Below are 25,010 nucleotides of genomic sequence, written 5' to 3' on the forward strand. Positions count from 1 at the left end.
GGTTGTTCCTCTCGCAGTGGGGTGTCGGGCACGGCAGTGCGTCGCCGCGCGGTGCGTGCTCGGGGCTCGGGATGGCGGAATCAGGCTGAGATGCGCAGGGAGCGGGACAGCGGCAGGCACGCGAGGGCGGCGACGGCTGCGCTGGCCGCGAGCAGACCCGCGACCAGGGGACGGCCGCCGGTGTTGAGGGCAATGGCGATCCCGAGCGGGGTGAGTGAGGCGATGGCGCCCGCTCCGCTCAGTGCCGCCTGGTAGCGGCCGATCGCGCCGGGCGGGGCGGCCGTCGCGAGGTAGGCACCGATCGCGACGCAGTAGCAGACCTCTCCGGGGACCGTGGCCACGGCTGCAACGGAGTAGCCGAGCGTGGTGTGCTGAAGGGCCGCCAGACCCATGGCGGCCCCCAGGACCAGGCTCCCGGCCGCGAGCACCGGGGCTACGGCGAAGCGGACGCGGTCGTCCCGGCCGACGAGAACGCGGGTCAGAGGAGGGCTGATCACCAGCACGGCGACGGTGTTGGCGATCATGGCGGTGCCGTACGCGGACGGGGGGAGGCCGTCGGCGTTCATCACCAGCGGGAGCACGCTGACCAGGCCGTAGGCGCACACCATCGTGGCGATCGAGGCGGTGACCATCCACCGCAGGGAGACGTCGGCCAGCAATTTCCGGTAAGAGCGCACTTCTTGTCCGTCGCGGGCTGCGGGGCGGCCGCTCAGGACGCGGCGTGCGAACACGGCCGCCGCCACGCAGGCGACGGCGTTGGCGACGAACAGCGCCTGGTAGCCGTGCTCGTGGGCCAGATAGCCGCCCACGCCGCCGCTGAGGGAGACGCCCACGTTCGACACCCAGTACATCCAGCCCTGGGCACGGGTACGGGCGCCCTCGCTCGTCACCCGCTCGTTGATCTCCGCGGACAGGGCGGGCCGCGACACGTCCATCGTGCAGCCGAGGCAGAACGCGAGCAGCAGCAGCGCCCGCAGGGTGCCGGCGGCGGCCAGGCCGGCGCAGGCGGCCGCGGCGAGCAGCAGACCGATCGAGCAGGCCGTCCTGGCTCCCAGCCGGTCGGTGACCGCACCGCTGGCCAGCTGCCCGACGCACCAGCCGATGCCGAACACCGTCAGTGCGGCGCCGGCCGCCGTCGTGCCGTGGGCGTCACCGATGTAGTAGCCCAGGAAGTCGTAGGCGAACCCGCATGCCTTGATCAGGAGAGTGGTGGCCAGGAGCGCGGTGATGATCGTCCGGGCGGACGGCGCGGAGGAGGAAGAAAGTGTGGCCGCGGGTTGCGCGGCGGTGACCGTCATGTCGAGGTGCCTGCCTGGTGATGGTGGGCGGCGGCCACAGCACTTCTCACCGGGCTGGTGAGCAGCACGCCGTGACGCGGGAACCGGGCACGTGCCCGCGTTCGGGATCAACGGTGTTGGTGCAGACACAGATCTTCGCTGTGCCCGTGACCGCGCCACCAGGCGCGGATTTTTCCGTCACCGGAATTACCTGAATATGCCGTTCAGGCGGCAGGTCCCCGGGCACAAGTCCCCGGACCGGTCCGGCGGACGAGCCGGGGGGCGACAATGGCCGCCATGTCGTTCTCTCTGGCCTGCTGCGTGCAGGCCACCGCCCGGCTGCTGGATGCGTGCGGGCCCCTGGTGCCGCTGCAGTTGGGCCTGAGCGCGCGGGACGTGCAGGTCGAGATGGGCGGGCCCACCCCGGAGGCCCGGGAGAGCCTGGTCCGGCTCGCCGGCGTGCTGGGAGCCGAGCTGATTCAGTCGCCGCCGGACGCGGCGACGGTGTGCTCGCTCACGGCAGATCTCGCCGAGGGCCCCGTCCTGGTCGCCGCCGCCTCTGCCTCCCGAGGCGGCGGCGAGGACCGCGCGACGTCCACCCGGCAGACTGCGGACCTGCTGCGCGCCGTGCTGCCGTGGCTCCACGGGCTGGACGAGCAGATTCTGGGCGCACCGGAGCTGTGGGTGAGCGACCAGGGCAGCGCCCTCACGGTCAGACTGCTGCTCACGGCCGCCGAGGGCGACGACCTGGACGAGCTGGGCGCGGCGGCCGGCCGGGGGCTGGAGCGGCTCCGGCTGTGGCACTCGGACAGCGGAGTGGACGGCACGGCCCGGCTTCCCGGCGGCCGGACCGTCCGGATCGCGGTCGTCCGCTCGTACTAGGCAGAGTTCGCACCGCACGAGATGAACCCCTCAACCTTGCGTTGCATATCTCGATAATTGCTTGTAGTGTAGTTCTCACCGGGTGGGCCTCTCCCCCGGCATCCAGGGCCCCGCAGCGGTGCTGCACACGCATCGGGCCCCGGCACCTCATCACCGCCGCCCCAGGGAGCTTTCGCATGCGCGGAACCGACATGCCCGTCACCCCCGAAGCCATCCGCAGCCGCGTCCTCGCCCACCACGCCGCCTGGCTGATCCGGGCCGAAGCCGAACGGGGCTGCGACGACCCGGAGATCCGCGAACTGACGGTTCTCCTGATCCGGGTCGAACGGGGAGAGGGCAGCCCGGAAGTCCGGGTGCGCTGCTCCTCCGACAGCCGCAGCGGCCACATGAAGACCGCCGTCATCACCGCTGGGCTGCGCATCGACGGCGACCACCTCCCCGCCCACTCCCCCATCGCCTACGGGCCCACCCGCAGCCTCGACGGCCGGCTGAAGGCCCACGAGTGGATCAAACAGCGGATCTGGCGCAAGGACCCCGCGCGCTCCCGCCTGGTCGTCGACGAGAGCGTGCCCGTCCGCTGGGAGACCGCCCCCCGCCCGTAGCCCGCCCTCCTCCTGCTCCTTCTCCTCCCCTCCTTCGGAAAGGACATCGCGTCATGAGCGACCGCCTCGAATGGGCACACGCCACCAGCGGAGCCCAACTCCTCTTCCCCGGCGAAGACATCGACGGAGCCGTCGTCGAACCGGGCGAGATCGCTGTGGCCGTGTGGACCGGCAGCAACGGCATCGCCCTCCACGGCCCGAGAGAGCAGCTGCGCGACCGGCTGCTCCAACTCGCCCTCGCCGTCCACGAAGCCCCGCCGGTGCCCTTCGCCGACGCGTGCATCGCGGAACGGACCGACCCCCGGCGCTGGCGGCCGGAACCGCTCAGCACCCCGCTGGCCCCCACCGATCCCGCGCCGGCCCTGTGCGGAAGCGTCACCCAGCCCATCGCCACCGACCCCCGGCTGGCCACCTGTCCCGACTGCATCAACCAGTGGAACGAGAGCCAGCCCCACACCCGCCTGAGCCTGGCCCACCCCATCCCCGGCCCGGCCTGACACCCCCTCCCCACTCCCCCGCCCGGCCGGGCCCGCCCCGCGCGGGCCCGGCCCCGCCCCGAACACAAGGACGTCCCCATGACCACCAGCACGGCCGCGGCCGACGCGCTCCTGGAGGCGCTGCTCACCGAGGCATCCCAATGGGCCTGCGACGACGCCGAGGACCAGCAGGTCCTCGACGCGATCGACGCGGCCGAAAACCCCGGCGACAAACTGACGCTCCTGCAGAACTCCAACCTCGTTCCCTCCCGTCTGTGCGACGCGATCGTTGAGGCGCTGACCGTGCTGGACCCCGCCGCCTACACGTCCCCGCCGCCCAGTGCCGGGCAGGACGTGGCGTTCCTCGCCCTGGCCACGGTGATGGTGCGCGCCACCGGTCCCACCGTGCCCGAGGCCCGCGCCCGGGTGGAGGCAGCCACGGGTGGGGAGATCGACCCGGCCGGTCCGCGCCCGGCCGGCGTACGCGTCAGCGCGTTGACCATCGAGCCGGACACCGTCCGCCTGGACCAGATCGGCGACACGGCGGTCGACGACGCCACGGCCGACGCGGACGCGGTCGGCGCTCCCGCCGCGCTGCTGCCGCCGGTGATCCGCGCCAGCCTCACCGACCTCGTCTCCTACTGCTGGACCAGCGAGGAGCGGGACTTCGCCGAGCAGGACCCGGACGGGCGGAAACGGCACATCCTCACCGCGCTGCGCCGGCTGCGCACCTACCTGGGCGGGGCGGGCGCATAGCCGCCCCCGTCCTTCCGCCTCCTCGTTCCTCATCCGCCCTCCGGCAGAAAGGCCCCCTTGTGATGGCCCTCACCGACCACAACGACGTCTTCTTCGGCTCCACCGACAACGGCTGGACGTTCGCCCTCCTGAACCGACCGGTCGCCGCCGCCCCCGGCATCCTTACCTCGGCCGGCTTCGGCCCCCGCGAGCACCTGGGCCGCACCGTCTACCTCCTGCCCCCGGGCACCGGCGGCACGGCCGCGCGGACCGGCGACGCGATCGGCCAGCTCCTGCCCCACACCCTGGACATCGTCGAACTCGCCTGGACCGCCCGCCTGCCGCAGTCCGCAGCAGCGCGGGACGACGCGCACATCACGGTGCGCGGCAGCACGGTGTCCGCCACCGCGGCCGGGCAGCGGGCGCACGCCGTCCTCACCGGGCTCGGGTTCACCGCCTCCGGCGACGGGACTCTGCGCCTGGCCGACGACCTGGACGAGCCCGAGACGGTCGGCCGGATCGTGCGCGCCGAAGCCCACCTCCTCGTCGAGGGCCTGAAGGTCCGCGTCGACCTCGGCATCGCCACCCCGGACGACCTTCCTCCCGCCCCTCATTCCTAACCAGGGCCCTGCCCCTCCCCGCCCCCTCTGGAGCACGACGTGTCCGACCCCCACCTCTTCCGCGTCCGCGACGCCTCGATCACCGTCGTCGACGCCAGCCCCGAGGACAACACCCCCAGCGACGTCTACGAGTTCGCCGTCTTCGGCATCAGCGTCCTCATCCGCCGCCGCGCCCGCTGGGGCGACGCCACCGACGTGCCGTACGTCCACATCGAGGACCAGAACGACGGGCCCGGCCTGCTGCTGGTCGAAGTGGACAACGGCGGCGAACACGAGCACATCCACCCCCTGACCCACGGAGCTTCGGCATGACTCTGTCCCCTGCCTACACCGCCGCCCGCCAGGCGGTCGATCCGGACGCCGACTACGTCGTCCACGTGCGCACCGCATCCGGCTGGGCTGCACCCGGCGATCCCGGCCAGCGCGACCTGCCCGGCCTGGACGTCCTGCTGGCCGCCCGGCGGGTGCTGCGCGCCCAGCCCGCAGGCAGCGTGTGGTGCACGCCGTCCGAGACGCTGAACCTCCGCACCGCAGACGGCCGGCTGTGGCTGCGCTTCGTGCCGGGCGCTGTCGCCGAGACCGACCTGTGCGAAACGCCCGGCTGCGCGGAGTTCCTCTCCGACTCCGGCCACTGCGCGCGATGTGCCGCCGCGCCCGCCTCCGTCGGCCGCGCTCCTACCGGGTTGTGGAAGGTGCTCGGGCTGGCCGACTCCGCCGTCCTGCCCGTCACACGCGACGACCTGACCACAACGGACCTGGTGAGCCTGGCCCGCGCCTGCGACACCCTCGGCCACCGCCACCACCCAGCCCGCGCCGGTACGCCGCTGCCACCGGAGGCGGGGCCGCTGCGCGAGCGCCTGGCGCTCGCCCTGGACGACCTTGATGAGGGCCGTCCCCACGCCCGGGACCTCGATTCCGTCTTCACCCGAGGCGAGTTGCTCACCCTCGCCGACACCGCGCTGGCCCTCTTCCGCACCCACGGGGACCCCGACGATCTCCTGGACCGTGCGGCGGTGCTGCTGCTGGCCCACCTCGCCTACGCGGCACTGCCGCACTGAGACCCGCAGGAACCGGCCGGCCGCAGCCTCCGAGACCGCCGGCCGGCCGGTGCGCTGTCACCGGCCCGCCGGCGCGCCCGCGCAGACCGACCGCGCCATCGCGTACGCGTCCCGGGCCACGATAATCAGTGCCCTTTCCCGGACCAGGTCGTCGTGGACGCCGGGGTCACCGGGCGGCAGCAGCTCCAACGCCCGGTCGATGGTGGCCAGGGCCTCGCCGAAGCACCGCATCTCCCGCAGGACGCCGGCCTCCCGGAACAGCGCGACGGCGTCGGTACGCCCGCGAAACGGCGGACGCGACAGAATGCTCAGCATGTGCTGGTGGCGCTCGGGCAGGCCGTCGCCGAGCCACAGCCCGTGCAGCAGCGTGTGGAGCACCTTCACGTCGTCGCCGGCGTCGGCCAGGACGTCGTCCATCACCTGCAGTCCCTGCGGCTTGGACTGGCCGAGCAGCGCGAACGCCAGCAGCGCGCGGGTGAAGACGTCCCACGGTCCCCGGTGCGCGCGCAGCGCCTCCTCCAGCGCGGCCCGGCGGAAGTCGTACCGCAGCGCGAGCCCCAGAAGATGGATGCGGGTCCGGGCGGTCAGCGCATCGCTGGCGGAGGCAGCACCGCCGGGAATCTCCTCGGCCAGCCGGCGGCCGTCGCGCCGCGCCTGCCAGGCCACGTCGGCGAGGAACGCCGCCGACTCCTGCCAGGTGGTCTGGGCAACGCGCATCCAGTGCTCGGCCCGTGCCGTGAACACGGTGTCGGGGGCGTCGCAGACGTCGACCTGGGCCAGCGTCAGAACGCCCGGACGCAGTTGCCGAAGGTGTACGGCTTCTTCCAGCAGGGGCCGTACGCCCGGCTCGCCCAGCAGCCGGCGCGCCCGCGCGAGCCGGGCGGGCCGGGCCGCCGGCGGATGCCGGACGAAGGCGAGGACGTCCCCGGGCAGGGTGGGCGATGTGGGCACAACGACGGTCATCGAGACGCTCCTGGGACGGATCCGGCAACAGGCGAGGGGGCGTTCGCCCCTCGCCTGCTACAGGTGCCGATCTGGGCTGCGGTGTGACACCCACGGCCGGCTTCTTCGAATCACCGCCCCGCAGCGACGTCGCCGGTGTCCTCTGACGTCGAACCTGGATCGTTTGCCAGTGATGTTGGACAACCGCTACGTTCCTGCCACTGATCTTGGACCGATGGGGTTGGGGGCAGGGTGGGGGCGCCGGCTCTTGCGTACGGCGATGCCGCGCTGTCGGCTTTTGAGCTGGACTTCTTCGAGTCGGGGCGTCGTGAACGACGGCCGTTGGGGCAGGTCTGGGGTACCCCGTTCGAGGCCGTGGAACCCGTCCGTGGTTTCCGCTGGGCCAAGGGCATGGAGAGCTTCGCGGGCTGGTACTACTGCGTGACCGCTCGGGACCATGTCGGCTACGAGTCGTGGTTGGAGAGGGATCGGCTGATCCTGATGGACCGCGATCCGCAGGTGGCGGCCATCGCCTCGCAGCCGTTCTGGCTGCACTGGCACGATGGGGTCCGTTCGCGGCGGCACGCGCCCGATTACTTCGTTCGGCTCGCTGACGGCCGCGGCCGCGTCGTGGACGTGCGGGCCGATGACCAGGTCGACAAGGCAGCCGCGGAGTCCTTCGCGGCGACAGAGGATGCCTGCCGGGCGGCAGGATGGGAATTCGTTCGGGTCGGGGTGCCGGATCCGGTGTTCATGGCGAACGTGCGGTGGCTCGCGCGCTACCGGCGGCGCCGGTGTCTGCGGTGGTTGATCGCGGCACGGCTGCTGGAGGTGTTCGAGAAGCCGACGCGTTTGCTGGACGGGGTGCTGGAGGCGGGCGACCGGCTGGCGGTGTTGCCGGTGCTGTTCCACCTGATGTGGTCGGGTGTTTTGACCGCTGACCTGCAGGGAGAGCTGCTGCACGACGATAGCTGGGTCTGGAAGGGACGGGTCCGGTGAACGCGATGCGGCGGCCGGCGGGTATCGAGATCGGGGCCTGGATCCGGCTCGACGGACATGTCCGCGGGGTCACGGCGGTGACCGCGACCACGGTGACTCTGGCTGGCGCCCACGGGGCCGAGGTGGTCGTTGAACTGGACGAACTGCTGAAGCGGGACGGCTTCGCCGTCATTGACGTCCCCGTGCGCCAGCCGCTTCCGGCGGCCTCGTTGTTGGATACGTTCCCGAAGCAGGTGATGGCCAAGGCCCTGTGGTGGGAGGGGCACATCCTTGAAGTCCTGCACGGGCTGCCGCCTGGCGCCGCTGCCGGGACGCCACCGAGGCCCGAGTACGGGCCGGGCCGCTCGCTGACCGCCCGGCAGCGGGCCAAGGCCGCCGAATTGACCGCCGCTGGCCACGAGGTGGCTGCTCAGACGGTCGCCAACTACCGGCGCCGCTACCAGGCCGAGGGGGTCGTGGGCCTGGCCGACCGGCGTCCGGTCCGCAAGAAGCGCGAGTTCGGGTCCGTGGATGAGACCGTGGTCGCGGCCATGCGGCAGGCCATCGCCGAAGCGACAGACGCTTCGACCCGGCGGGGGACGTTCCTGCTCTGGCGGACCGGTGAGATCCTCAAGGAGACGCCTGCCGGCCAGCTCATCAAGCTGCCCTCCGAGCGGACCCTCTACCGGCTGCTGGACAAGCTCACCCGGAACACCCACACCTTCAGCTCAGCCACAACTCGCAGGTCCCGGGCTCACGGGGCCAGCGGCGAATTCGGGGAACTGCCGGTTTTCGCGCCGGGCGAGGTGATGCAGATCGACTCCACCCCGCTCGATGTCCTGGTCCTCCTCGACAACGGGGTGGTGGGCAAAGTCGAGCTCCTGGCCATGATCGACGTCGCGACCCAGACGCTGACCGCGGCGGTGCTGCGGCCCACCACCAAGTCGGTCGACGCCAGCGTGCTGCTGGCCCGCACCGTCACCCCGGAGCCCATGCGGCCCGGGTGGGTGGACGCGCTGAAGATGTCCCGGTCGGTGCTGCCGCACCGGCGACTGCTGACGCTGGACGAACGGCTCGAACACGCGGCGGCCCGCCCCGTGATCGTCCCCGAGACGATCGTCTGCGACCACGGCAAAGTCTTCATCTCGCGGAACTTCAAGTCGTCCTGCCGCTTCCTGGAGATCGACTTCCTGCCCACCCACAAGGGCTCCCCGTTCGAGAAGGGGCACATCGAGAGGGTGCTCGGCTCGGTGGCCTCGCTGTTCGTCCAGTTTCTGCCCACCTACACCGGCCGCAGCCCCGAACACCGCGGTCGGAATCTGGACCATGGACGGGCATGGTCCCTGCTGGAGCTCCAGGACCTCCTGGACGAGTGGATCGTCGCGAAGTGGCAGAACCGCCCGCACGACGGGCTGCGCGACCCGTCCCATCCGGGCCGGCTGTTCACCCCGAACGAGAAGTACGCCGCGCTCGTGGAGGCCTGCGGCTATGTTCCGGTCGCCCTGGGCGGCGACGACTACATCGAGTTGCTGCCGGCCGAATGGCGAGCGGTCAACGACTACGGCATCAAGATCAAGAACCGCACCTACAACAGCGCTGACCTCGGCCCGATGCGGCGCCAGCACTCCGGCATCACGGCCAAGAGGGGCCTTTGGGAGATTCACCGCGATCCCTACGACGTCTCCCGGATCTGGCTGCGCAACCACCGTGGCCAGGGCGAGTGGGTCCCGGTCTTCTGGAAGCACCTGAAGCGGGTGCCGGTGCCCTTCGGCGAACTGGCCTGGGACCACGAGGCCCGCAAACTGCCCGGCGCCACCGAAGCCGAGATCGCCGACGCCGTCACCGCCCTGCTGACCCGGGCCCACGCCGGACCCGGACGACCGCCCAAGGGCAAGACGACCAAGCAGGACCGCAGAGTCGCAGCCCGCACCCGGGCCGCCCGCTCCTCGACGCCTCTGCCTGCGCCGGCTGCGGCACCGGAACCGGTCGACGAGCCCGCAGCCGCGCAGCGGTCCGAGTCGGAGGAGCTCGCTGAGGTCATCCCGCTCGGCCTGTTCGATCCGCTGGAAAACCCGTGGAGACGCTCGTGACGGAGACCGTGGACACGGAAGCCGCCCGGCATCTGACCACGCGAGAGGGCTGGCGCGCGTTCACCTCACAGCCGCCTTCGTCACCCGCGCTGCTGAGCGAGGACGAGTACGCGGCTCTCTCCGACGCCGACCTGGACCACTACAACGAGGACCGCCTGGACCATCACGCCCGCCTGCTCGTGGTGGCCACCTCCACGGTCCGACACACTGTGACCAGCGGACGTCGCCTGATTCTGCTCAACCGGCATGCGGTCAGTGCCCGCCGCGGCCTGATCATCTCAGGGCCGGCGGGGACCGGGAAGACCATCGCGATCACCCAACTCGGCCTGGCCCACGAACTTCAAGACTGGGCACGGCACCCGGATGTCGATGACCGCATCCCGGTCGTCTACGTCACCGTTCCGCCGGCCGCGACCCCCCGCATGATCGCGGCCGAGTTCGCCCGGTTCCTCGGGCTGCCAACGACCGGCAAGTTCAACATCACCGACATCACCGACATCATCGACTCGGTCGTCGGCGTCTGCACCACGGCCCGCACCGGACTCGTGCTGGTCGACGAACTGCACAACATATCCCTGACCACCCGCCACGGCGCCGAGGTCGCCGACACCCTCAAGTACTTCTCCGAACGCATCGCCGCCACGTTCATCTACGCCGGCATCGACATCGAGCACAGCAGCCTGCTCTCCGGCACCCGCGGAGCCCAGATCGCCGGACGCTTCACTCTGATCCCCACCCACCCCTTCCCTTACAACCACGAGTGGAAAGGGCTGGTCAGCACCATGGAGAGAACGCTACTGCTGCACCGCCACACACCGGGAACGCTGGTCGAACTCGACCGCTACCTGCACAAACGCACCGGCGGGATGATCGGAGCCCTGTCCCACCAGATCCGCGGCGCCGCGATCGACGCGATCCTCACCGGCGCCGAGCGGATCACCCGGGAAACCCTGGAAGCGATCCCGCTGGACGTCGCCGCGGAATCCCCCGAGCTCGTCACCAGCGCGAGGGAGAGCTGGTGAACAGCACCCACCGCAGCACGGTCCCGGTCAGGCAGCTGCCCATCCAGCCCCGCCCACGAGAGGGCGAGGGACGCACAGCATTCATCGAACGTCTGGCCACCGCGAACTTCCTCAAGCCCAGCTACCTGCGCGACTACCTGCGCGAGCTCGACCTTCCAAAGGCCAAGCCGTCCTGGGAACGTCTGGCCACGGTCACCGGCCGCGATCCCGCTCTGCTGATGGAGATCCTGGAACGGAAGCACTGCGTCGAATGCGGCAAGCCCATGCCGATCAAGGACTACCTCACCCCACGTCGGCGATGTTCCCAGGCCTGCCGGCAGAAGAGCTACCGCAGGCGCCACCCCAAGAACCCCAGCAGACCGGCGAAACGAGGCACTACCTGTCCGCACTGCGGCGGACAGTTCGTCCAACCCTCCGATGGTGGCGGACCGCGCCGATACTGCTCGGAAGCCTGCCGGCTAGTGCGTTGTCCACGAACGTTGCCGGGGTTCGTTAGGCAGCTTTGGGTCGTGGGCGGCCCCAGCGTTGCTGGCGTTCGCTGCGGATCTTGGCGCGTTCGCGGCGTTGAGCGGCCAGGACGTCGGGGTGGCGGGCATTGGCGTTGCGCCACCGCAGGTAGTCCTGGAGTCTGCGGGCGAGCACGGTGTGGTTGGGATGGTTCGAGTTGCCCATGACGAAGTTGCGTAAGGGTCCGAACTGGGCCTCGATCGGATTGGCCCACGATGCGCTGGTCGGTGTCAGGCACAGCTCGACCTTGTTCTTCTTTGCCCAGGCCCGGACGGCCGGGGTCTTGTTCGCCGAGAGGTTGTCCATGATCACGTAGATGGGGGCGCCGTCGGGTCGGGCGGCCCGGATGGACTTGATCGCCGCCAGGCTGTGGTCGCCTCCCTTGCGGCGGCGGGCGACGCCCCACAGCTGGTCGTCGCCGAGGGAGTAGCAGCCGTGGAAGTACCGGATGCCGTGGGTGCGGTGGTAGGTGGCCGGCAGCCGGTCGGGCTTGTTCTCCCGGGCCCAGCCGGTGCCGTGGCAGGGGCGGATCGACAGCGGGCCGAACTGGTCGAAGGCGAAGCACCGGTCCGGGAAGCGACTGGTCACGTGCTCGATACGGTCGAGTTTGGTGTCCTTGTCGGGATCGGTGGACTCCTTCCAGGTGCGGGTGCGCTGGAAGGAGATCCCCTGCTCGCGCAGGATCTGCCGCAACCGCTCGCGGCCGATCCGCACCGTCCGGGCCCGGTTGCGGGCCAGGTAGTCGGTGAGCTTGCGCAGGCTCCAGTGCGTGAAGGGACGTCCCAGCGCAACCGGGCGGGTGGTGGCCGTCGCGATGATGAACTCGCGGTCCTCATCGCTGATCAGGCGGGGACGGCCTCCCGCCCACCGAGGGTCCAGCGCGGCCAGCCCCCTGTCGTTGAACGCGTGGATCACGTCCCGCACGGTGTCCTCGTGCGCCGCAACGAGCCGGGCGATCGCCGACACAGGCGTACCCGATGCCGAGGCCATGATGATCAACGCCCGGCGCACCCTCACCGACTCATGCCGCCCCCGCCGAACGATCTGCTGCAGCCGCTGCCCCTCCTGATCAGTCAACCGACGTGCCCTGACCGGCTCTGCCATCTGCGTCCTCACCCTCAACAGCGATCACGTCGCCAATGAGGATGAACCCTCCGGACCCGACACCGCCAACACCGACCGGCGTGTCACCACCACCCGGCGAACGTTCGTGGACAACGCACTAGCTGCCCAACGCACGCGACGGCATCATCAAGCCGCCCCTCCCCCACCCGCTGTCCGCACCTGCCGCACATGCGAAACGCCGATCCTCTCCGGTCCCGCTCACAAGCTCTACTGCTCGAAGGACTGCAGCTACCGGGCCTACATGAACCGACGGCACGACCGTGGCCTGCCGCGATCAATCGCCGTCGCCCCGCCCCTCCAGCAGCCTGAAAACTGCGCAGTCTGCGGCATACCGCTTCCAGCGAAGTCTCAAAGGCGCCTGACGTGCTCAGCTTCCTGCAGGATGAAGCGCTACCGGGCAAGGAGGAAAGAACGGCTCGGGATCGCCTGACCAGTCCAACTTCGATGTCAAAGCGTCCAACTTCCTTGTCAGAGGACAGCCGGTCCACGTTCCCGTACGGAGAAGAACGCCCGCCTCAGGGGCAGGAGGCCGCCGTCCGAGTCGCCGGGCTCCCGCGCACTGTGACTGCACCGCCGGGAGGTAGTCCAGGTCGCAGGCGGTGAAGGCCCTGATGCCTGCCCGGCGTCGAGGAGGCAGTCGCGGGCGGCGGGCTTCGGCCCAGGCGGACTGGTCGAGGCCGCCCTCGACCGACTCCCAGTTCGCCGCGATGATGTTCCCGAGGGAAGGGGTGAACGCCCGTCGGGTCCTGATCGGTGCGGACCGGGCCGGCCCGCACCGAGGATGGTCACCGCGAGTCGACCATCCGGTATTCGATGGTCAGGACCTTGGGCTTGGCCTTCTGGCTCATCTGTGCCAGGCCCTGGCCCTGGAACTCGTCCGTGATCACGGTCCGCTTGCTGCGGTTGTAGACGGCCTCTTCGTCGTTGGGGCCGATCTGGAAACTGCTCATGTACTGGGGCTTGAGCATCCGCTCCTGGGTGTGGGCAGTCGGGAACCCGGCGACCACTCCCCCACCCGCCAGCTTCAGCGCGTACACCGTGGGATGCGCCGGCTCCTGGGAGAAGAACTTCTTCGTCAGGTAGGTGGACAACTTGCCCTCATTGCGTTCCCGGTAGACCTTGGTCGAGTCCTTCGAGGCGTCGGTGGCCGCGAACGCCTTCGCCGCCTTCTTCGTCCCGCCCGACTCGAAGAAGTCCTCATAGAGGCTGCCGAGTTCGGACGGGGCGAGCGACCCGACCTTCTGGGACGGCTGGGCCACCTGCGCGAAGCCGTACCGGTCCACAGCGATCTTCGGGAAAGGCTCGCCCTTGGGGGTGTAGAACGCCATCGTCAGCTTGTACGTGCCGGCGGCCTTGTCGAAAATCAGCAAGGACTCCTGGTGCTCCCCGTAGCTCGACGCGGCCCTGACGGCGAACCAGTCGGCCGAGCCTGCACGCGGGATGTAGTAGGTGCGGGCCTGGTAGAAGAAGGCGCCGCCGTATTCCTTCTGGCGTGTGGCCGACCAGGTGGACCACCGGCGCCGCGGCTGCATAGGGGATAGGGACACCTGCGGAGAGTGGCCGAGTCTTCGGCTTCACGTAATCACCGGCGCCCAGGGCCTCCCCGCCACGGGCACCCAACCCCGCTTGCAGGCCGCCAGCTCACTGCGATCTTCGAATCGCGCCGAGAGAAGGGCCTAGAGGCATCAGGCAAGACCACCGAGGGCCACAATGGCCCCTCTCGCGGCCGTTCAGACCACCGCCGGGCAGTCGGAGCCAGTGACCCGAGATAGGCCGCCACAGCGGAAACATGCAGGTCAGAGGCCCTTTTTGGTGCGGCCGAAATACCCTCAAAAGGAATAATTAGGACTGGGCGAGAGGAGCACTAGGCCAATTGTGCATATTGACAGGCGCTTCGCTATTCCCGAAGGTCAGCACACATGTGAGCTAGTGGAGCCGCGCATTGGCCTGCCCCTTGGCACTACAATCCGATAGCTCCTAATCGCGCTATTGCGACTACAACACGGTTGCCTTAATGGATAACCAAACTGCTTACCGAGCTGATGCCTAGTTGTCGACCAAGGAGCCTTGCACGACTACAACGCACAAGCTCCTGCGCAGGGCCATCTTGAAGGTCAAACATGCGGCAACGCATCAGTGCCACCCAACTGCCAGCAAGCAGACGAACCTCACCGCCACGCATAAGGCGAACCAGCGCGAAACCCACCTTAACCGGCAGTCTGCTCAACAGCTGGTGCTGCACAAGGCTAAGCGTGAGGATCCATAAAGCGCACATCTGATAGGAAGACGGTGTGCGTCTCAAACGGACTCCATCTAGGCCGCCTAATGAGCAATAGAGAGAGTCACTTTTAAGCAACACTCGCTTGCGCGCACGCAAGCGATCGTAGAGCCCAATCAACTTACTCGAAACTGGGCTGGGCAAAAAGCTGAACTTCGAGCCTCGCCAATGGCTGTGCAAATCGCCGCAAGACTGGTCCACCCAACGCCCGACAATAAGCCTAGTTAGATTTCGCCTTCTAAGGCACGTCTGCGCGCCTTTCGTGTGGCAAGGACCAGTGTCAACGAAAAGGCACCACATGATGATTGAAAGGTGATTAACCCATTGGCCAACCAGTCCGCACCCAGCATGGCTAGGCTGCAAGCGAGATAGCTCGACTGTCATCGAGCACGCACAACGCTTAGCCATTGTGACGACCTTTAGGCTAACCATTGTGCAACTAAAGCGCGCCGAAGTAAGCCACCCTAGTTGCCCCACTCCAGTGCAGTCTGTGGGTCCAGCTGACTGCGTCACAAGGGTTTGACAAGAAGGCCGACCGACTGGACACAACTGGCGCACGCACCTAGCGCTCGCATGCGACTGGTCCGATTGCACGTCAGTCGACCACACGACGCGCCATCGAGACGTGGTGCATGAAGCCATCCCTACATGCACGCAAGATGTGACGCACCCTTGTGAACCCAGGAGCGAGACACCAGCTCTGCAAGTAGCTGTGCAAGTAGCTGTGCAAGTAGGTTCGACTGCTTGTTTCCGCAGGTGAGGACCCTTTGGTTCAACGGCAGTCAGCCACTGCGCTACGCACTCGTTTGAGGCACGCGGGCCACCCACAAGGACTCCCGCAGCGATGCTCACCGTCTGCCAAAGAGCTCGTCGCCCATGCGCGCCGACAAGCTCGACGAGAGAGGTTTCTGCGTGGCTGCCTGCACTGGCGATGATCGTTGTGGCAACATGTTCCGCGACAGCCGCACCGGTCTGCTTCACGCCTTGCATGCTGCCCGCCTTCCCATGCTCGATCTACGCCCTGACCTGCGAGGAGTCTAATGCCGACAGACGTGCTCCCCTACAGCTTCGCTCTAGCTGAGTATGACAAGGATGAGCCTCTGGACATCCCGTGGGAGGACCTCTGGCACGTCTACGTCTTCGCCAACGACAAGGGTGGCAGCGGCAAGACCAGCGTGACGGCGAACTTCGCTCTCATGCTGATGCGCTACCTGAAGAAGAACGGGCAGGACCCCCGCATACTGGCTCTCGACATCAACGGCCAGGGAAACTTGGCCATCCATGAGTTCGGCGTCGACAAGAAGTACCTCGACGAGGGCGAGGCCCTCGTCGAGGCTCTCCGTAAGGGGACTCCGCTCCAGCCTGTGCCGGTGCGCCCCGGCCTTGACTTGATCGTCGGCGGCCCGAAGATCGAAGAGTTCGTAACGGACGTCTACCCGAGGCTGCGGTCCAAGTTCACCAAGAACGCAGACCTGAGGCTGCTTCAGTGCCTTCTGCCGATCGCCGGCGACTACGACTTCATTCTGATCGACCTCCCGCCCGAGAACCCGGTGATGCAGAGGCAGGGCCTGGCATGTGGCCGGTGGGTGGTCATGTCGACTAAGACGGATCGCGGTTCGCTCGACGGCACCAAAACGATCAAGAAGCACTTCGATGAAGCGCGCAGAGTGAACCCCCTTCTCACCATGCTGGGGGTCATCCTCTTCGCTACCGGTCGAAACTCCACCCAGATTCACAAGAAGGCTTCCGACTACCTTCGAGGGATCCTCAAGGCCGGCTACCACCGCTTTGAGCGTGTCATCGGGCACAGCGAACTTGTAGCTAGCCTCTCGAGGGATGACGAGCATCCACTGGTTGAGCTCTTCGACCAGTACACCGGCGGCGCCAAACTGCCCGACACGATCCAATCCGTGTATGACGACTACGAGACGCTCTGCAGGCAGATCCTCCAGCGCACGCAGGAGGTCCGCCAGATCATGGAGCGCCCGATTGAAGAGGAAGCTGAAGCCCGATGAGTGACGACGCTAAGGCCACCGAGACAGGCGAAGACGACTACGACGTGCCGAACGTTGCTGTGCTCTCCGGCCGGCGCGGCACCACGCGAACAGCGGAGCGTCGCGTCGAGCGTCAGGATCTGTCGGACGAGGAGCTGGCGGGAGGCGGCGTTGTTCGTGCAACGCCGCGGCCACGTGTATCCGAACCGATCGACGAGGAGCCGGGGGAAGAGGACGCCGCTGGCGACAAGCCCGTCACCATCAACGTCAGCACCGGCGTGGATCGGCGCTTGAAGGCGTACCGGATCAAGAGCAGCCTTACCAACCTTGAGGTCGTCTGGGAGGCGGTAGAGGCCGCCAACTCGGCCGGCTGGGACAAGGTCGTCGCCGCTGCTGTCCCAGCATCCAACGGTCGACGCTTCGGGGTCCGTGCAAGTCAGATCCGCTACGCGGGGGTGGGGAGCAACTCCGTGTACACGCGGATGACGCCCGAGGAGCGGAGTGAACTCCGACGCCTCGTTCGAGTCGCTAAGGTTCCCGACCGCTCGAAGCTGATCGCCATCAGTCTGAATTGGCACCTGCCCGGCGCTGCGGACAAGCCCGTCTGATGTAGAGCGGCAGCGGTCAGGGCGGACTGGTGAGCCTTGGCACCTCGGCGCCGCACCCACCACGACCGCGGGGCCCCACGTTGCGTTGGCCCTGGTGGACGACGCGAGGGCGAGATTGCCGGGTCAGCGGCCCGATGCCTGGACGAAGGAAAGCACCGGAGGAACACCACGGCTGGAGGTTGAGTGGACTCCTCCGGTGCTCTTTTCATCTCGGCCTGGGTTGAGGATGTGCAGGGTGAATCGGTAAGCCAGCGGCCTTACGAACTGTTCGGGGCCGCATCGACACGGCTCTCACCCACGCGTCAGACCGGGGTGGTCATGCTGCGGTCCATCACCTACGCCCAGGCAGCGGCGCTTTGCGCTGGACTGTCGAAGATCGTCTACGTCAAGGCCAGGTAGCCGCTTCTCGCCCTTGCCGCGATCGCCGCTCCCGAGGGCGAGGCCCCGTCACCATCGCCCTCGGCCTCACACGCAGGCACGGCCAGCCACAGCGCCGCGTCCAGCTCGCTTTGAGCCCGACCGAGTAGGGTAGTCTACCCGTTACCCAACGTGATCTTTTCCTTTAACGTTCGGCCATCGCGGTTAAAGGTTAGAAGCTCCGAGCCTCCAGCGGGAACGTGGGTGGCGCCAAGATCAACAGGTGATCAAACGCGGGTGTCCAGCTCGGGCATCTCCCACTTCGTATATGTCAGTCGACGCTCCGCACCATTGATCAAGTCGAGTACGTCCGTACTCAAGTAGGCGCGCGCGCCCCGTTCGACTTCCTTGACCTGCACGATTCCTGCCTCGGCCAGCTGTTCGAGCGCGCCGGATGCTGAGACGAAAGAGATCCCGAGAAGGGACTGCGCTGCCCTTGCCGTGACGATCGGGACGCCGGGAAGTTGTTCCATCAGCCTTACGACAGCGGCCCCCTTCCGTGGTTGCCCTCGCTTCCCGAGCGCCGCCCTGTGGGATGCCAGCTTCCTGTCCCAGCTCTTCCGCATCTGAACGAGTTCGTCGGTGAAGCGCCGGGCCTCCGCGACAGCATCGCGGGTCGCCGCGAGGAACACGCGGATCCAGGTGTCCCTGCCCTCCTCGGCGGCGGAGCTGTTCAGCGCCCCTACGTAGCGGTAGGCGTTCAGGCCCGCAATGTACTCCCGGGCATGCGCAAGGAGAGACATGGAGATCGGCAGGACATGTCCGACGGCCAGGCCCTGCCTCGCCAGCACCGTGTGGATCAGCGCTCTGCCCGTCCGGCCGTTGCCATCGGTATATGGATGGATCGTCTCAAACTGGGCGTGAGCAAGAGCCGCTTGGACGAGGGGGAGAGGGTGCTCCTCCGAGATAAAGGCGGCTAGATCCACCATGAGCGCTTCGACTGCTTCGGGTGCCGGCGGCACGTACTCGGCCCCCTGGGGGCTGTATGCGTTACCGCCTACCCAGTTCTGCACTCGGCGAAGTTCACCGGAAAGCTCGCCCTGCTCGGTGTCGACCATCAACGCGGCCTGCAAGTCGTTGATGTCTTTCACCGAGACAGTCGGGGTCCCCGTGAGGGTGGAGACGGCCTTACGCAAGGCAAGGACGTTATTCACGACTTCGCGCGCCCCGTCGCTGATCCCGCGATGGGTGCGCGGATCATCACTCGTCTGGGTTGCGAGCATGAGCTCAAGATGGGCGATCGCGCGGGCCGAGGCGACGACCCCTTCGATACGGGATGAAGCAACGGCCTCCGACCGAAGTAGAAAGCGGGCCAGCGATTCGAGGTGAGGGCTCGTCGGGGCGGCGTCGTTGAACGCTCGGACGAGCTTGTCCACCGCAGCTACCTCGGCTCCAAGCTCCGCGGACAACGTGATGGAGCGCCCCTGGAGCTTGTCTGGCATGTACATATCAAAGGTTGGGGCCGCCTGATCCTCCGGATCGGGCGACGCGCCATGCTGCGGATGCCAGCGCTGCTCCGAATACCTTGCCACCAGACACGCTCCAAAGGTTCAACCCCAGGTTGATCCATTTAAGGATAGTGTGTTTCCCGTGATGTTTGGGGTGTCGGTTAAGGGCGCCGAGGCTGAAGCAGCCCCGGTGTGGGCCCTTGTAACCTCTGCGCCGAACCCACAGAACTCTCCGATCACTGGGGCACAGTCACGCTCCAGTAGCGCTAACGCCTCGCCCACAGCCATGGTCACCGAGTCGCGAGCCCGTGATCGAGAGAACGAAAAAGGCGACCCTCAGGTCGCCTCCCGGGCGGCTCAGCCAAGCCGCCCATCGCCCGGGGGGCCACCCCGAGCTCTTCACATGTTCACTTCATCAAGCCGACCTCGTCGGCCTTCAGTCGTTCCCTGCGGGGCCAACCGCCGGCAACGACAGGGGAGGGGTGCAACGGCTACCTGACCTGACCTGAGGCCGCTCTCGCGCGGCCGACGCTCTCACCCCCGCTGACCAGGCATCTTCGGAAAGATGGTCGAGCGGTCGGTTGCGTTTTGCCCTCATCCCTATGTTGTTCTGGAGCAGATCATAGCCGCCAGCCATAGGGCTAGTCTCGTATTGCCAAAAAGAGGCTCGCAGGAGTCGTCTTCGGACTACGCCCAAAACACCGCAAATCGCTATCTCGCTTGGCCGCGACGAGAAGAAGCCCTCCGCCAGCGGTCAGGCAGGTTGAGTTCGCCTTCGTCCCTCGGCCGTTCAACAGGCGACCCGCTGCTGTTGCTTCGACGTACGCGCGAGCGTCTCTCCAAGGCACTTGACGCACTGTTGTCAGACCGGTCCCTCCGGCCGCAGTCGGCCTCGGTCGCCCTCGCTGCGGTAGTCCTGCTGGCGAAATCTCCAGCAGGTAGGTCGCAACTCGAACTGCCTGCTGTTGAGTTGGCTCGATGGCTTGGCGTGTCCAAATCCTGGGTCGACCACCGCACCCTTCCCGCCCTGCGCATGAATGGTGCGGTAACTACCGATGTAGTGACGAAATCGGTCGAAGGGGTGCGCCGTGTGGCCGGTCTGTCCTGGGAGTTGCTGCCGCTGACGGCTGCTCAGGCGCGGCGTGTCGACCCGTTGGCGTTGGAGAAGCGGGATCTCGCGGTACTGCTGTCGTTGTGCGAGGCCGTTTTCGGTCCGGGGTGGGCGCCGGTGGGTAAGCCGGAGACGCCTCCTGGCCTGCTCGCGGCGCGTCGCGGCCGGGGGGCGGCGGCTGAGCGGCTCGGGCTGCTGCGGTTGGTGCTGGCGGCGCGGCCGGATGGCAGCGTGCGGCTGGTGGGCGGAGCGGTGGCTGCTGGGTTCGATCGTGCGGATGCGACGGTCGCGCGGTTGTTGGGGTGCTCTCTGGCGGAGGCGGCCCGGGTGGTGGACGGTCTGGTTGGGCAGGGGCTGCTCGACGTGCCGGGCCGGGGCCTGGCGGGCGTAAGGGTGAAGGTGGTGGTGCCCGCGGTGGCCGCCGCGCACGGACGTTTCGCGAGGGCTCTGCGGGTCGTGCCGGACGAGGCGCCGGCAGACGTAGAGCGCGGCGATGACGGCTCGGATGGCCGGGGCTTGGGGTGCGTGCACTGCGCGGATCCGGTGGAACCCGGGGAGCCTGGAAAGCCGGGGGAGGGGTGGGTGCAGCCGGGCTTCTTCGCGGTCCTGGAAGGCGGTCTGCTCGACGTGGATGGTGCACTCAGGGGTCAGATGGGAGTCGAGGCGCCGGTAGCTGAGCCTGACATCGCTTCTGACCTGGGCGAAAAGGCCGTTGACGAAGCCATCGATGCCGTCAATGGTGGGGCCGAATGTGCACCGCTCCACGCCGACCACGCGTCGGTGGTTACTCAAGGTGGTTCTAGTGCTGCTTCGTCTCGCTTTTCCGGCGAAGCCGTATCGGGGTCCTCGGCGTTGCGGGGACGCGCGTGCGAGCGCGAGGATCAGCCTGGTTCAGGCCCGGTGGATGGCTTCGGCGAGTCGCGGGGCCGCGGTAGCCCGCTTCGCGGGGAACAACAGCAGGATCTCGACGCCGGATGGAAGCGCGGAGGGGCTGCGGCGGCAGGCCGGTCGGTGGTCGTCGGGTGGTCGTTGCCTCGAGGGCTGACGCGGGTGCTGGCTCCGGCGCGTTGGGAGTGGGCGAGGATCGGGCATGCGGGTGGTCGGCACCGAGTGCGGGCCGCGGCGCAGGCTGAGCTGGTCCGGCTGAGCGGGATTGTGGGCCCGGAGCAAGCGCCAGTGGTGCTGGCGGAGCGGCTTGAGCGGCGGTTGGCCGCGCAGTGCGGGCAGCCGGTACGGGATCCAGTCGGGTGGCTGGTGCGACGGGGTCTGCCGCAACGGGCGGAGTGCTACGCCACGGGATGTGATGACCGGGTCCGGATGGAGACCGGGCTGGTGTGCCCGTCCTGCGAGCTGCTGATCGAGGACCGGCGTGCCCTGCGGCACCAGGTCGCGCGGGGCGTCACCGACGAGCTGCCCCGCCTGGAGCCGGAGGCGTTCCGCACGGAGGTGGAACAGCGGCTCGGCCAGGAGGTCGCCCGGCTGGCCGCCGAGGCCGCCGTCCGGCGGGAGCGGGCTGTGGTGGAGCGTGCCCGGCGCGAGGAGGCGTGGGCCCGGCGTCGTGAGGAACGCGCCGTGTCCGAGGCGGAGTTGGCCGCGCAGGCGTGCGAGGAGTGCGGGGTGCCGGAGGCCGGCGGGCTGTGCCTGACGTGCTCGCAGCAGCGCGCGGCGCGGCAGGCCCTGGAGCAGGCCGCGCAGTTCGCGGCGGTGGCCGTCGGCCCGGTGGACGATCCGGGCGCGTCGGGCCGGCTGGCCGAATGCCTCGCGCGGCTGGAGGCCGAGGCCGGGCAGACGGCGCGGCGGCTGCGCGCCGAGGGGCTGCCGGAGGCGGTGGTGGCCTGGCAGGTCAGGGAGCTGACCGAGCAGATCCGTGGCCGGGAGCGCGCGCGGGCGCTGGAGGTCCTGCTGGATGGTCCGGAGGCCCGCGTCGAGGGCGAGCGGGTGGCCGCGGTCGAGCGGTTGCGGCGGCGAGGCGAGGCGGAGGTTCGTGCCGCAGCCGGCGAGGCGGCCCGGCGGTGCGCCGACGCACTGCTGGCGGATCGGCTCGGCCAGGTCCGGGCCGCGGTCCAGGGGCCGGTCCGGGAGCGGTCGAGTGGCTGGCGGGAGCGGATGGCGCGGTGCGCGGACCTGCCGCTCGACGGTGACGCTCTGGTGCCCTCGTCGCGCGCGGCCGAGTGCTCTGAGGTGGTGAGCGCGGCATGAACGCCGGTTGCCAGCGCGTCTTCTGCTCGAACAGCAGTCGCCTGCCGCCCGTGGCGGGCAGCGCGGCGACGGAACGGGCGAGCATCGGCTCCACCGGAGCGGCGGGGACGACCAGGCGCACGGGCCGGGCCGGCGCTGTCGCCCGAAACCTCCGGCGTCCGGCCCGTGTTCCTGCCACGATCAGCACCAAGTCACGGGGACGAGGGGATGCGATGACGACGGTGGAGCGGCCCACGTCCGGGCAGCTGCGGGCGGTGCGGTGGAAGCCGGTCGACCAGGTGCTGCGACGGTACTCGACCACCTCGCTGCTGATCCTCCTGGACGCCGCGCTCGGCTCCCCAGACTGCGCCCGCCTCCACGACCACCTGCTCCTGCTGTGGACCCGGGTGCTGCGCCGTACGCCGCACCCGGGAGACGAGGCAGGAGCCCAGGACCTGCCGGTGCTGATCGACGCGGCCGTGCGGGCGGCACCGGGGCGGATGGCGGTGACCGAGGCCGAGCCGCGCGACCCGCGCGCCCTGGTGCGCTTCGAGGCCGCCGGCCGGCTGCTGCTGGTCCACCCCGGCCAGCTCGACCACCCCCTGATCGTGCTGCGGCAGACCCGCATGACTGCGCTCGCCGTCGACGACCAGCTCGCCGCGGCCCACGGATTCACCCTCACCGACGTGCTGGAGCTGGTGCTGCAGTACACCGACCACGCCGTCCAGGCCCTCGCCCCCGCCTGGCCCCGGACTGCCGCCGACGAGCTGGCGGACGGCTTCGCGTGCGGCGTCGTCCCCGCAGAGGTGGATGCCGCCCGGGTCCTCGCCGACCTGGGACCGCAGGTGCTGGCCGACCGGTGCCGGGATGCGCAGCGAGCCCGGCGGGCACTGGACTGGCTGACCGCGGACCTGGCGGCGATGCCGCTGCGCTACCACCCGGGCGCCCCGCTGCTCGGCCCGGTCCTCGCCGTCCGCGCGCACGGCCGCCGCCGGCTCGTCCCGGTCTCCGCCGCCCTGGACACCCTCGCCGCGGCCGTCGGCCGGCTGACCGCCGACCTGTCCGACCCGGGGGCCGCGCAGCAGGGGCTGCACAAGCTCACCGTTGACCGCGCCGCCGGGCTGCTCGGTCTGACCCACGCCCCGGTCCACCCCGAGCCGGTGGAAATGATCGGTTCGGACAGCCTGCGCTACGACACCGCGATCGTCTCCGCATTGGCAGGCGGCCTGCCGGCCCGGATCGAGGAGGCCCGAGCCGCCCTGCCCCCGCCAGGGGACGGCCGGGGACGGCTGGTCGTCTATGGCGGGCCGGCGGTCCTGGGACCCGAGGTGATCACCGACACCGCCTACCTGCACGTCGAGGAGCTCGCCGAGATCCAGGCCGACACCGAGGGCGATCCGTCGCTGCCGGCGCTGTTCACGGCGGAGCTCACCGGACACCCGGGCGTCGATGCGATTGCCTACCGTGAACCGCTCGACGCCTGGCAGGCGTGGCACCGCGAAGGAACCCTGCTGCTGCCCGGCCCGCACCGCCCCGAGGTCGCCGTCGTCCCGCCGGCCGGGTACGACATGTCGTGGCAGCGCGCCGCCGACTGGGCCCGGATCGACGACGTGCTGGCCGCCGCCGGGCTCCCGACGTCCCTCAACTGGCGCTTCGCACGGCTGGCCGAGCCCGATCCGGGCACGGCCAGCTGCTGGTGAGGCCACAAAGAGGGCTCAGATATGGTCGGCAACTGGCGCGGCAGGAAAAGGCAGGTGAGGAAGAGGTCCTGGTCGGTCGTATCCGGGAGATCCACACCGATTCACCCGGAGCCTACGGGGCCCTGCGGATCACCCGCAAACTTCGCGACCAGGGGCACGTGGTGAACCGCAAGCGGGTCGCGCGGATCATGCGCGAGCACGAGATCGCCGGGATCACGCGACGGAAGTCGAGGTCGCTGACGAAACAGGACCGCACGGCCCCTCCCGCGCCGGATCTGATCCAGCGGGACTTCACCGCGCCGATGCCGGGCCTGAAACTCGTCGGGGACATCACCTGCCTGCCGACCGCTGAGGGCTGGCTGTACCTGGCGACGGTGATCGACCTGTGCACGCGCGAAGTGGTGGGCTGGTCGCTAGCCGATCACATGCGCACCGAACTGGTCGTGGACGCGGTTCGGATGGCCCATACCGGCGGGCATACAGCCGGCAATGCGATCTTTCATTCGGACCGCGGATCGCAATACACGTCTCATCAATTCTGGGCGCTTTTGGTGGAGTTGGACATGCGGCACAGTACCGGCCGGACGGGCTCATGCTTCGACAACGCCGCCACAGAGAGCTTCTTCGCCGTCCTGAAAGCTGAGATCGGCACCACGGTCTGGGCGTCGAGATCGGAGGCTCGACAGGACGTTTTCCGGTGGATCGCGGATCATTACAACAGGGAGCTGATCCACTCGACGATCGGCTACATCACGCCGCACCAGGCGAGGACCCGCTGCCACCAACGGCTGGACCTCGCGGCATAAAACGAAAGTGTCGGGACCCGAGGGGTCACTTCACTGCATCTTCCTCGTTCTATGCGTCTGTGGCAGGGGCGGACAGCACAGGGACGAGAACGCACGGCTGTTCAAAACGGTCCATGAGACGTGCTGTCTGCGGGCCCACCGGGTCTCGGCCATGAC

General features: G+C 68.8%; 21 protein-coding genes. 15 read left to right on the forward strand and 6 right to left on the reverse strand.

What is annotated here, in order from left to right:
- Positions 1-80 precede the first annotated feature (80 nt).
- Positions 81-1,298 carry an MFS transporter gene (locus tag RLT57_RS31380; RefSeq protein ID WP_311301060.1) on the reverse strand — a complete coding sequence of 406 codons (1,218 nt, stop codon included), beginning with the start codon at positions 1,296-1,298 and terminating at the stop codon, positions 81-83.
- A gap of 276 nt (positions 1,299-1,574) precedes the next feature.
- Between RLT57_RS31380 and RLT57_RS31385 the strand changes: the two genes are divergently transcribed.
- The 7 genes from RLT57_RS31385 (at position 1,575) to RLT57_RS31415 (ending at position 5,650) form a co-directional block, all read left to right on the forward strand.
- Entirely contained in the window at positions 1,575-2,159 is a 585-nt protein-coding gene (locus RLT57_RS31385; protein ID WP_311301061.1) for a hypothetical protein, read from the forward strand.
- 176 nt (positions 2,160-2,335) lie between these two features.
- A complete protein-coding gene (locus RLT57_RS31390; RefSeq protein ID WP_311301062.1) occupies positions 2,336-2,761 on the forward strand; it encodes a hypothetical protein in 426 nt (141 codons plus the stop codon).
- A gap of 53 nt (positions 2,762-2,814) precedes the next feature.
- Positions 2,815-3,258 (forward strand): hypothetical protein, encoded by a 444-nt coding sequence (locus RLT57_RS31395; protein ID WP_311301063.1) that lies wholly within the window; start codon positions 2,815-2,817, stop codon positions 3,256-3,258.
- A 78-nt stretch (positions 3,259-3,336) separates the two neighbouring features.
- Positions 3,337-3,993: a hypothetical protein gene (locus tag RLT57_RS31400; RefSeq protein ID WP_311301064.1), complete on the forward strand. Its 657-nt coding sequence runs from the start codon at positions 3,337-3,339 to the stop codon at positions 3,991-3,993.
- A gap of 62 nt (positions 3,994-4,055) precedes the next feature.
- Positions 4,056-4,592: a hypothetical protein gene (locus tag RLT57_RS31405; protein ID WP_311301065.1), complete on the forward strand. Its 537-nt coding sequence runs from the start codon at positions 4,056-4,058 to the stop codon at positions 4,590-4,592.
- Positions 4,593-4,631: 39 nt separating this feature from the next.
- Positions 4,632-4,904: a hypothetical protein gene (locus RLT57_RS31410; protein WP_311301066.1), complete on the forward strand. Its 273-nt coding sequence runs from the start codon at positions 4,632-4,634 to the stop codon at positions 4,902-4,904.
- Positions 4,901-5,650: a hypothetical protein gene (locus RLT57_RS31415; protein ID WP_311301067.1), complete on the forward strand. Its 750-nt coding sequence runs from the start codon at positions 4,901-4,903 to the stop codon at positions 5,648-5,650. Before RLT57_RS31410 ends, RLT57_RS31415 begins: the two co-directional genes overlap by 4 nt.
- A gap of 57 nt (positions 5,651-5,707) precedes the next feature.
- Here RLT57_RS31415 and RLT57_RS31420 read toward each other — a convergent pair whose 3' ends face one another.
- Positions 5,708-6,613: a hypothetical protein gene (locus RLT57_RS31420; RefSeq protein WP_311301068.1), complete on the reverse strand. Its 906-nt coding sequence runs from the start codon at positions 6,611-6,613 to the stop codon at positions 5,708-5,710.
- A 231-nt stretch (positions 6,614-6,844) separates the two neighbouring features.
- Between RLT57_RS31420 and RLT57_RS31425 the strand changes: the two genes are divergently transcribed.
- Genes RLT57_RS31425 through RLT57_RS31435 form a run of 3 tightly spaced genes read left to right on the forward strand, consistent with a single transcriptional unit; the run spans position 6,845 to position 10,682 of the window.
- Positions 6,845-7,591 carry a TnsA-like heteromeric transposase endonuclease subunit gene (locus RLT57_RS31425; RefSeq protein WP_311301069.1) on the forward strand — a complete coding sequence of 249 codons (747 nt, stop codon included), beginning with the start codon at positions 6,845-6,847 and terminating at the stop codon, positions 7,589-7,591.
- A complete protein-coding gene (locus RLT57_RS31430) occupies positions 7,588-9,660 on the forward strand; it encodes a Mu transposase C-terminal domain-containing protein (protein ID WP_311301070.1) in 2,073 nt (690 codons plus the stop codon). The genes RLT57_RS31425 and RLT57_RS31430 overlap by 4 nt, the downstream gene beginning before the upstream one ends.
- Positions 9,657-10,682 carry an ATP-binding protein gene (locus RLT57_RS31435; RefSeq protein ID WP_311301071.1) on the forward strand — a complete coding sequence of 342 codons (1,026 nt, stop codon included), beginning with the start codon at positions 9,657-9,659 and terminating at the stop codon, positions 10,680-10,682. The genes RLT57_RS31430 and RLT57_RS31435 overlap by 4 nt, the downstream gene beginning before the upstream one ends.
- Positions 10,683-11,174: 492 nt before the next feature.
- Here the strand turns inward: RLT57_RS31435 and RLT57_RS31440 are convergent, their stop codons facing one another.
- Positions 11,175-12,293 (reverse strand): IS630 family transposase, encoded by a 1,119-nt coding sequence (locus RLT57_RS31440; RefSeq protein WP_311301039.1) that lies wholly within the window; start codon positions 12,291-12,293, stop codon positions 11,175-11,177.
- A gap of 806 nt (positions 12,294-13,099) precedes the next feature.
- Positions 13,100-13,861 carry a hypothetical protein gene (locus tag RLT57_RS31445; protein ID WP_311301072.1) on the reverse strand — a complete coding sequence of 254 codons (762 nt, stop codon included), beginning with the start codon at positions 13,859-13,861 and terminating at the stop codon, positions 13,100-13,102.
- A 1,771-nt stretch (positions 13,862-15,632) separates the two neighbouring features.
- Here RLT57_RS31445 and RLT57_RS31450 point away from each other — a divergent pair.
- Both RLT57_RS31450 and RLT57_RS31455 read left to right on the forward strand, forming a co-directional pair.
- Complete coding sequence (locus RLT57_RS31450; protein ID WP_311301073.1) at positions 15,633-16,607, forward strand: ParA family protein; 975 nt, start codon at positions 15,633-15,635, stop codon at positions 16,605-16,607.
- On the forward strand, positions 16,604-17,194 hold the full coding sequence (locus RLT57_RS31455) for a hypothetical protein (RefSeq protein ID WP_311301074.1): 591 nt from the start codon (positions 16,604-16,606) through the stop codon (positions 17,192-17,194). The genes RLT57_RS31450 and RLT57_RS31455 overlap by 4 nt, the downstream gene beginning before the upstream one ends.
- Before the next feature lie 644 nt (positions 17,195-17,838).
- Here the strand turns inward: RLT57_RS31455 and RLT57_RS31460 are convergent.
- Positions 17,839-19,053, reverse strand: coding sequence for a Fic family protein (locus RLT57_RS31460; RefSeq protein ID WP_311301075.1), 1,215 nt, complete (start codon positions 19,051-19,053; stop codon positions 17,839-17,841).
- Between the two features lie 868 nt (positions 19,054-19,921).
- Complete coding sequence (locus RLT57_RS31465) at positions 19,922-20,944, reverse strand: hypothetical protein (RefSeq protein WP_311301076.1); 1,023 nt, start codon at positions 20,942-20,944, stop codon at positions 19,922-19,924.
- Positions 20,945-21,487: 543 nt separating this feature from the next.
- Between RLT57_RS31465 and RLT57_RS31470 the strand changes: the two genes are divergently transcribed.
- The 3 genes from RLT57_RS31470 to RLT57_RS31480 all read left to right on the forward strand — a co-directional run bounded on the left by RLT57_RS31470 (position 21,488) and on the right by RLT57_RS31480 (position 24,854).
- Positions 21,488-22,369: a hypothetical protein gene (locus tag RLT57_RS31470; RefSeq protein ID WP_311301077.1), complete on the forward strand. Its 882-nt coding sequence runs from the start codon at positions 21,488-21,490 to the stop codon at positions 22,367-22,369.
- A 212-nt stretch (positions 22,370-22,581) separates the two neighbouring features.
- Positions 22,582-24,048: a hypothetical protein gene (locus tag RLT57_RS31475; protein ID WP_311301078.1), complete on the forward strand. Its 1,467-nt coding sequence runs from the start codon at positions 22,582-22,584 to the stop codon at positions 24,046-24,048.
- Positions 24,045-24,854 (forward strand): IS3 family transposase, encoded by an 810-nt coding sequence (locus RLT57_RS31480; protein ID WP_311301079.1) that lies wholly within the window; start codon positions 24,045-24,047, stop codon positions 24,852-24,854. The genes RLT57_RS31475 and RLT57_RS31480 overlap by 4 nt, the downstream gene beginning before the upstream one ends.
- Positions 24,855-25,010: the final 156 nt, after the last annotated feature.

This window comes from Streptomyces sp. ITFR-21 (assembly GCF_031844685.1).
Taxonomy (GTDB): domain Bacteria; phylum Actinomycetota; class Actinomycetes; order Streptomycetales; family Streptomycetaceae; genus Actinacidiphila.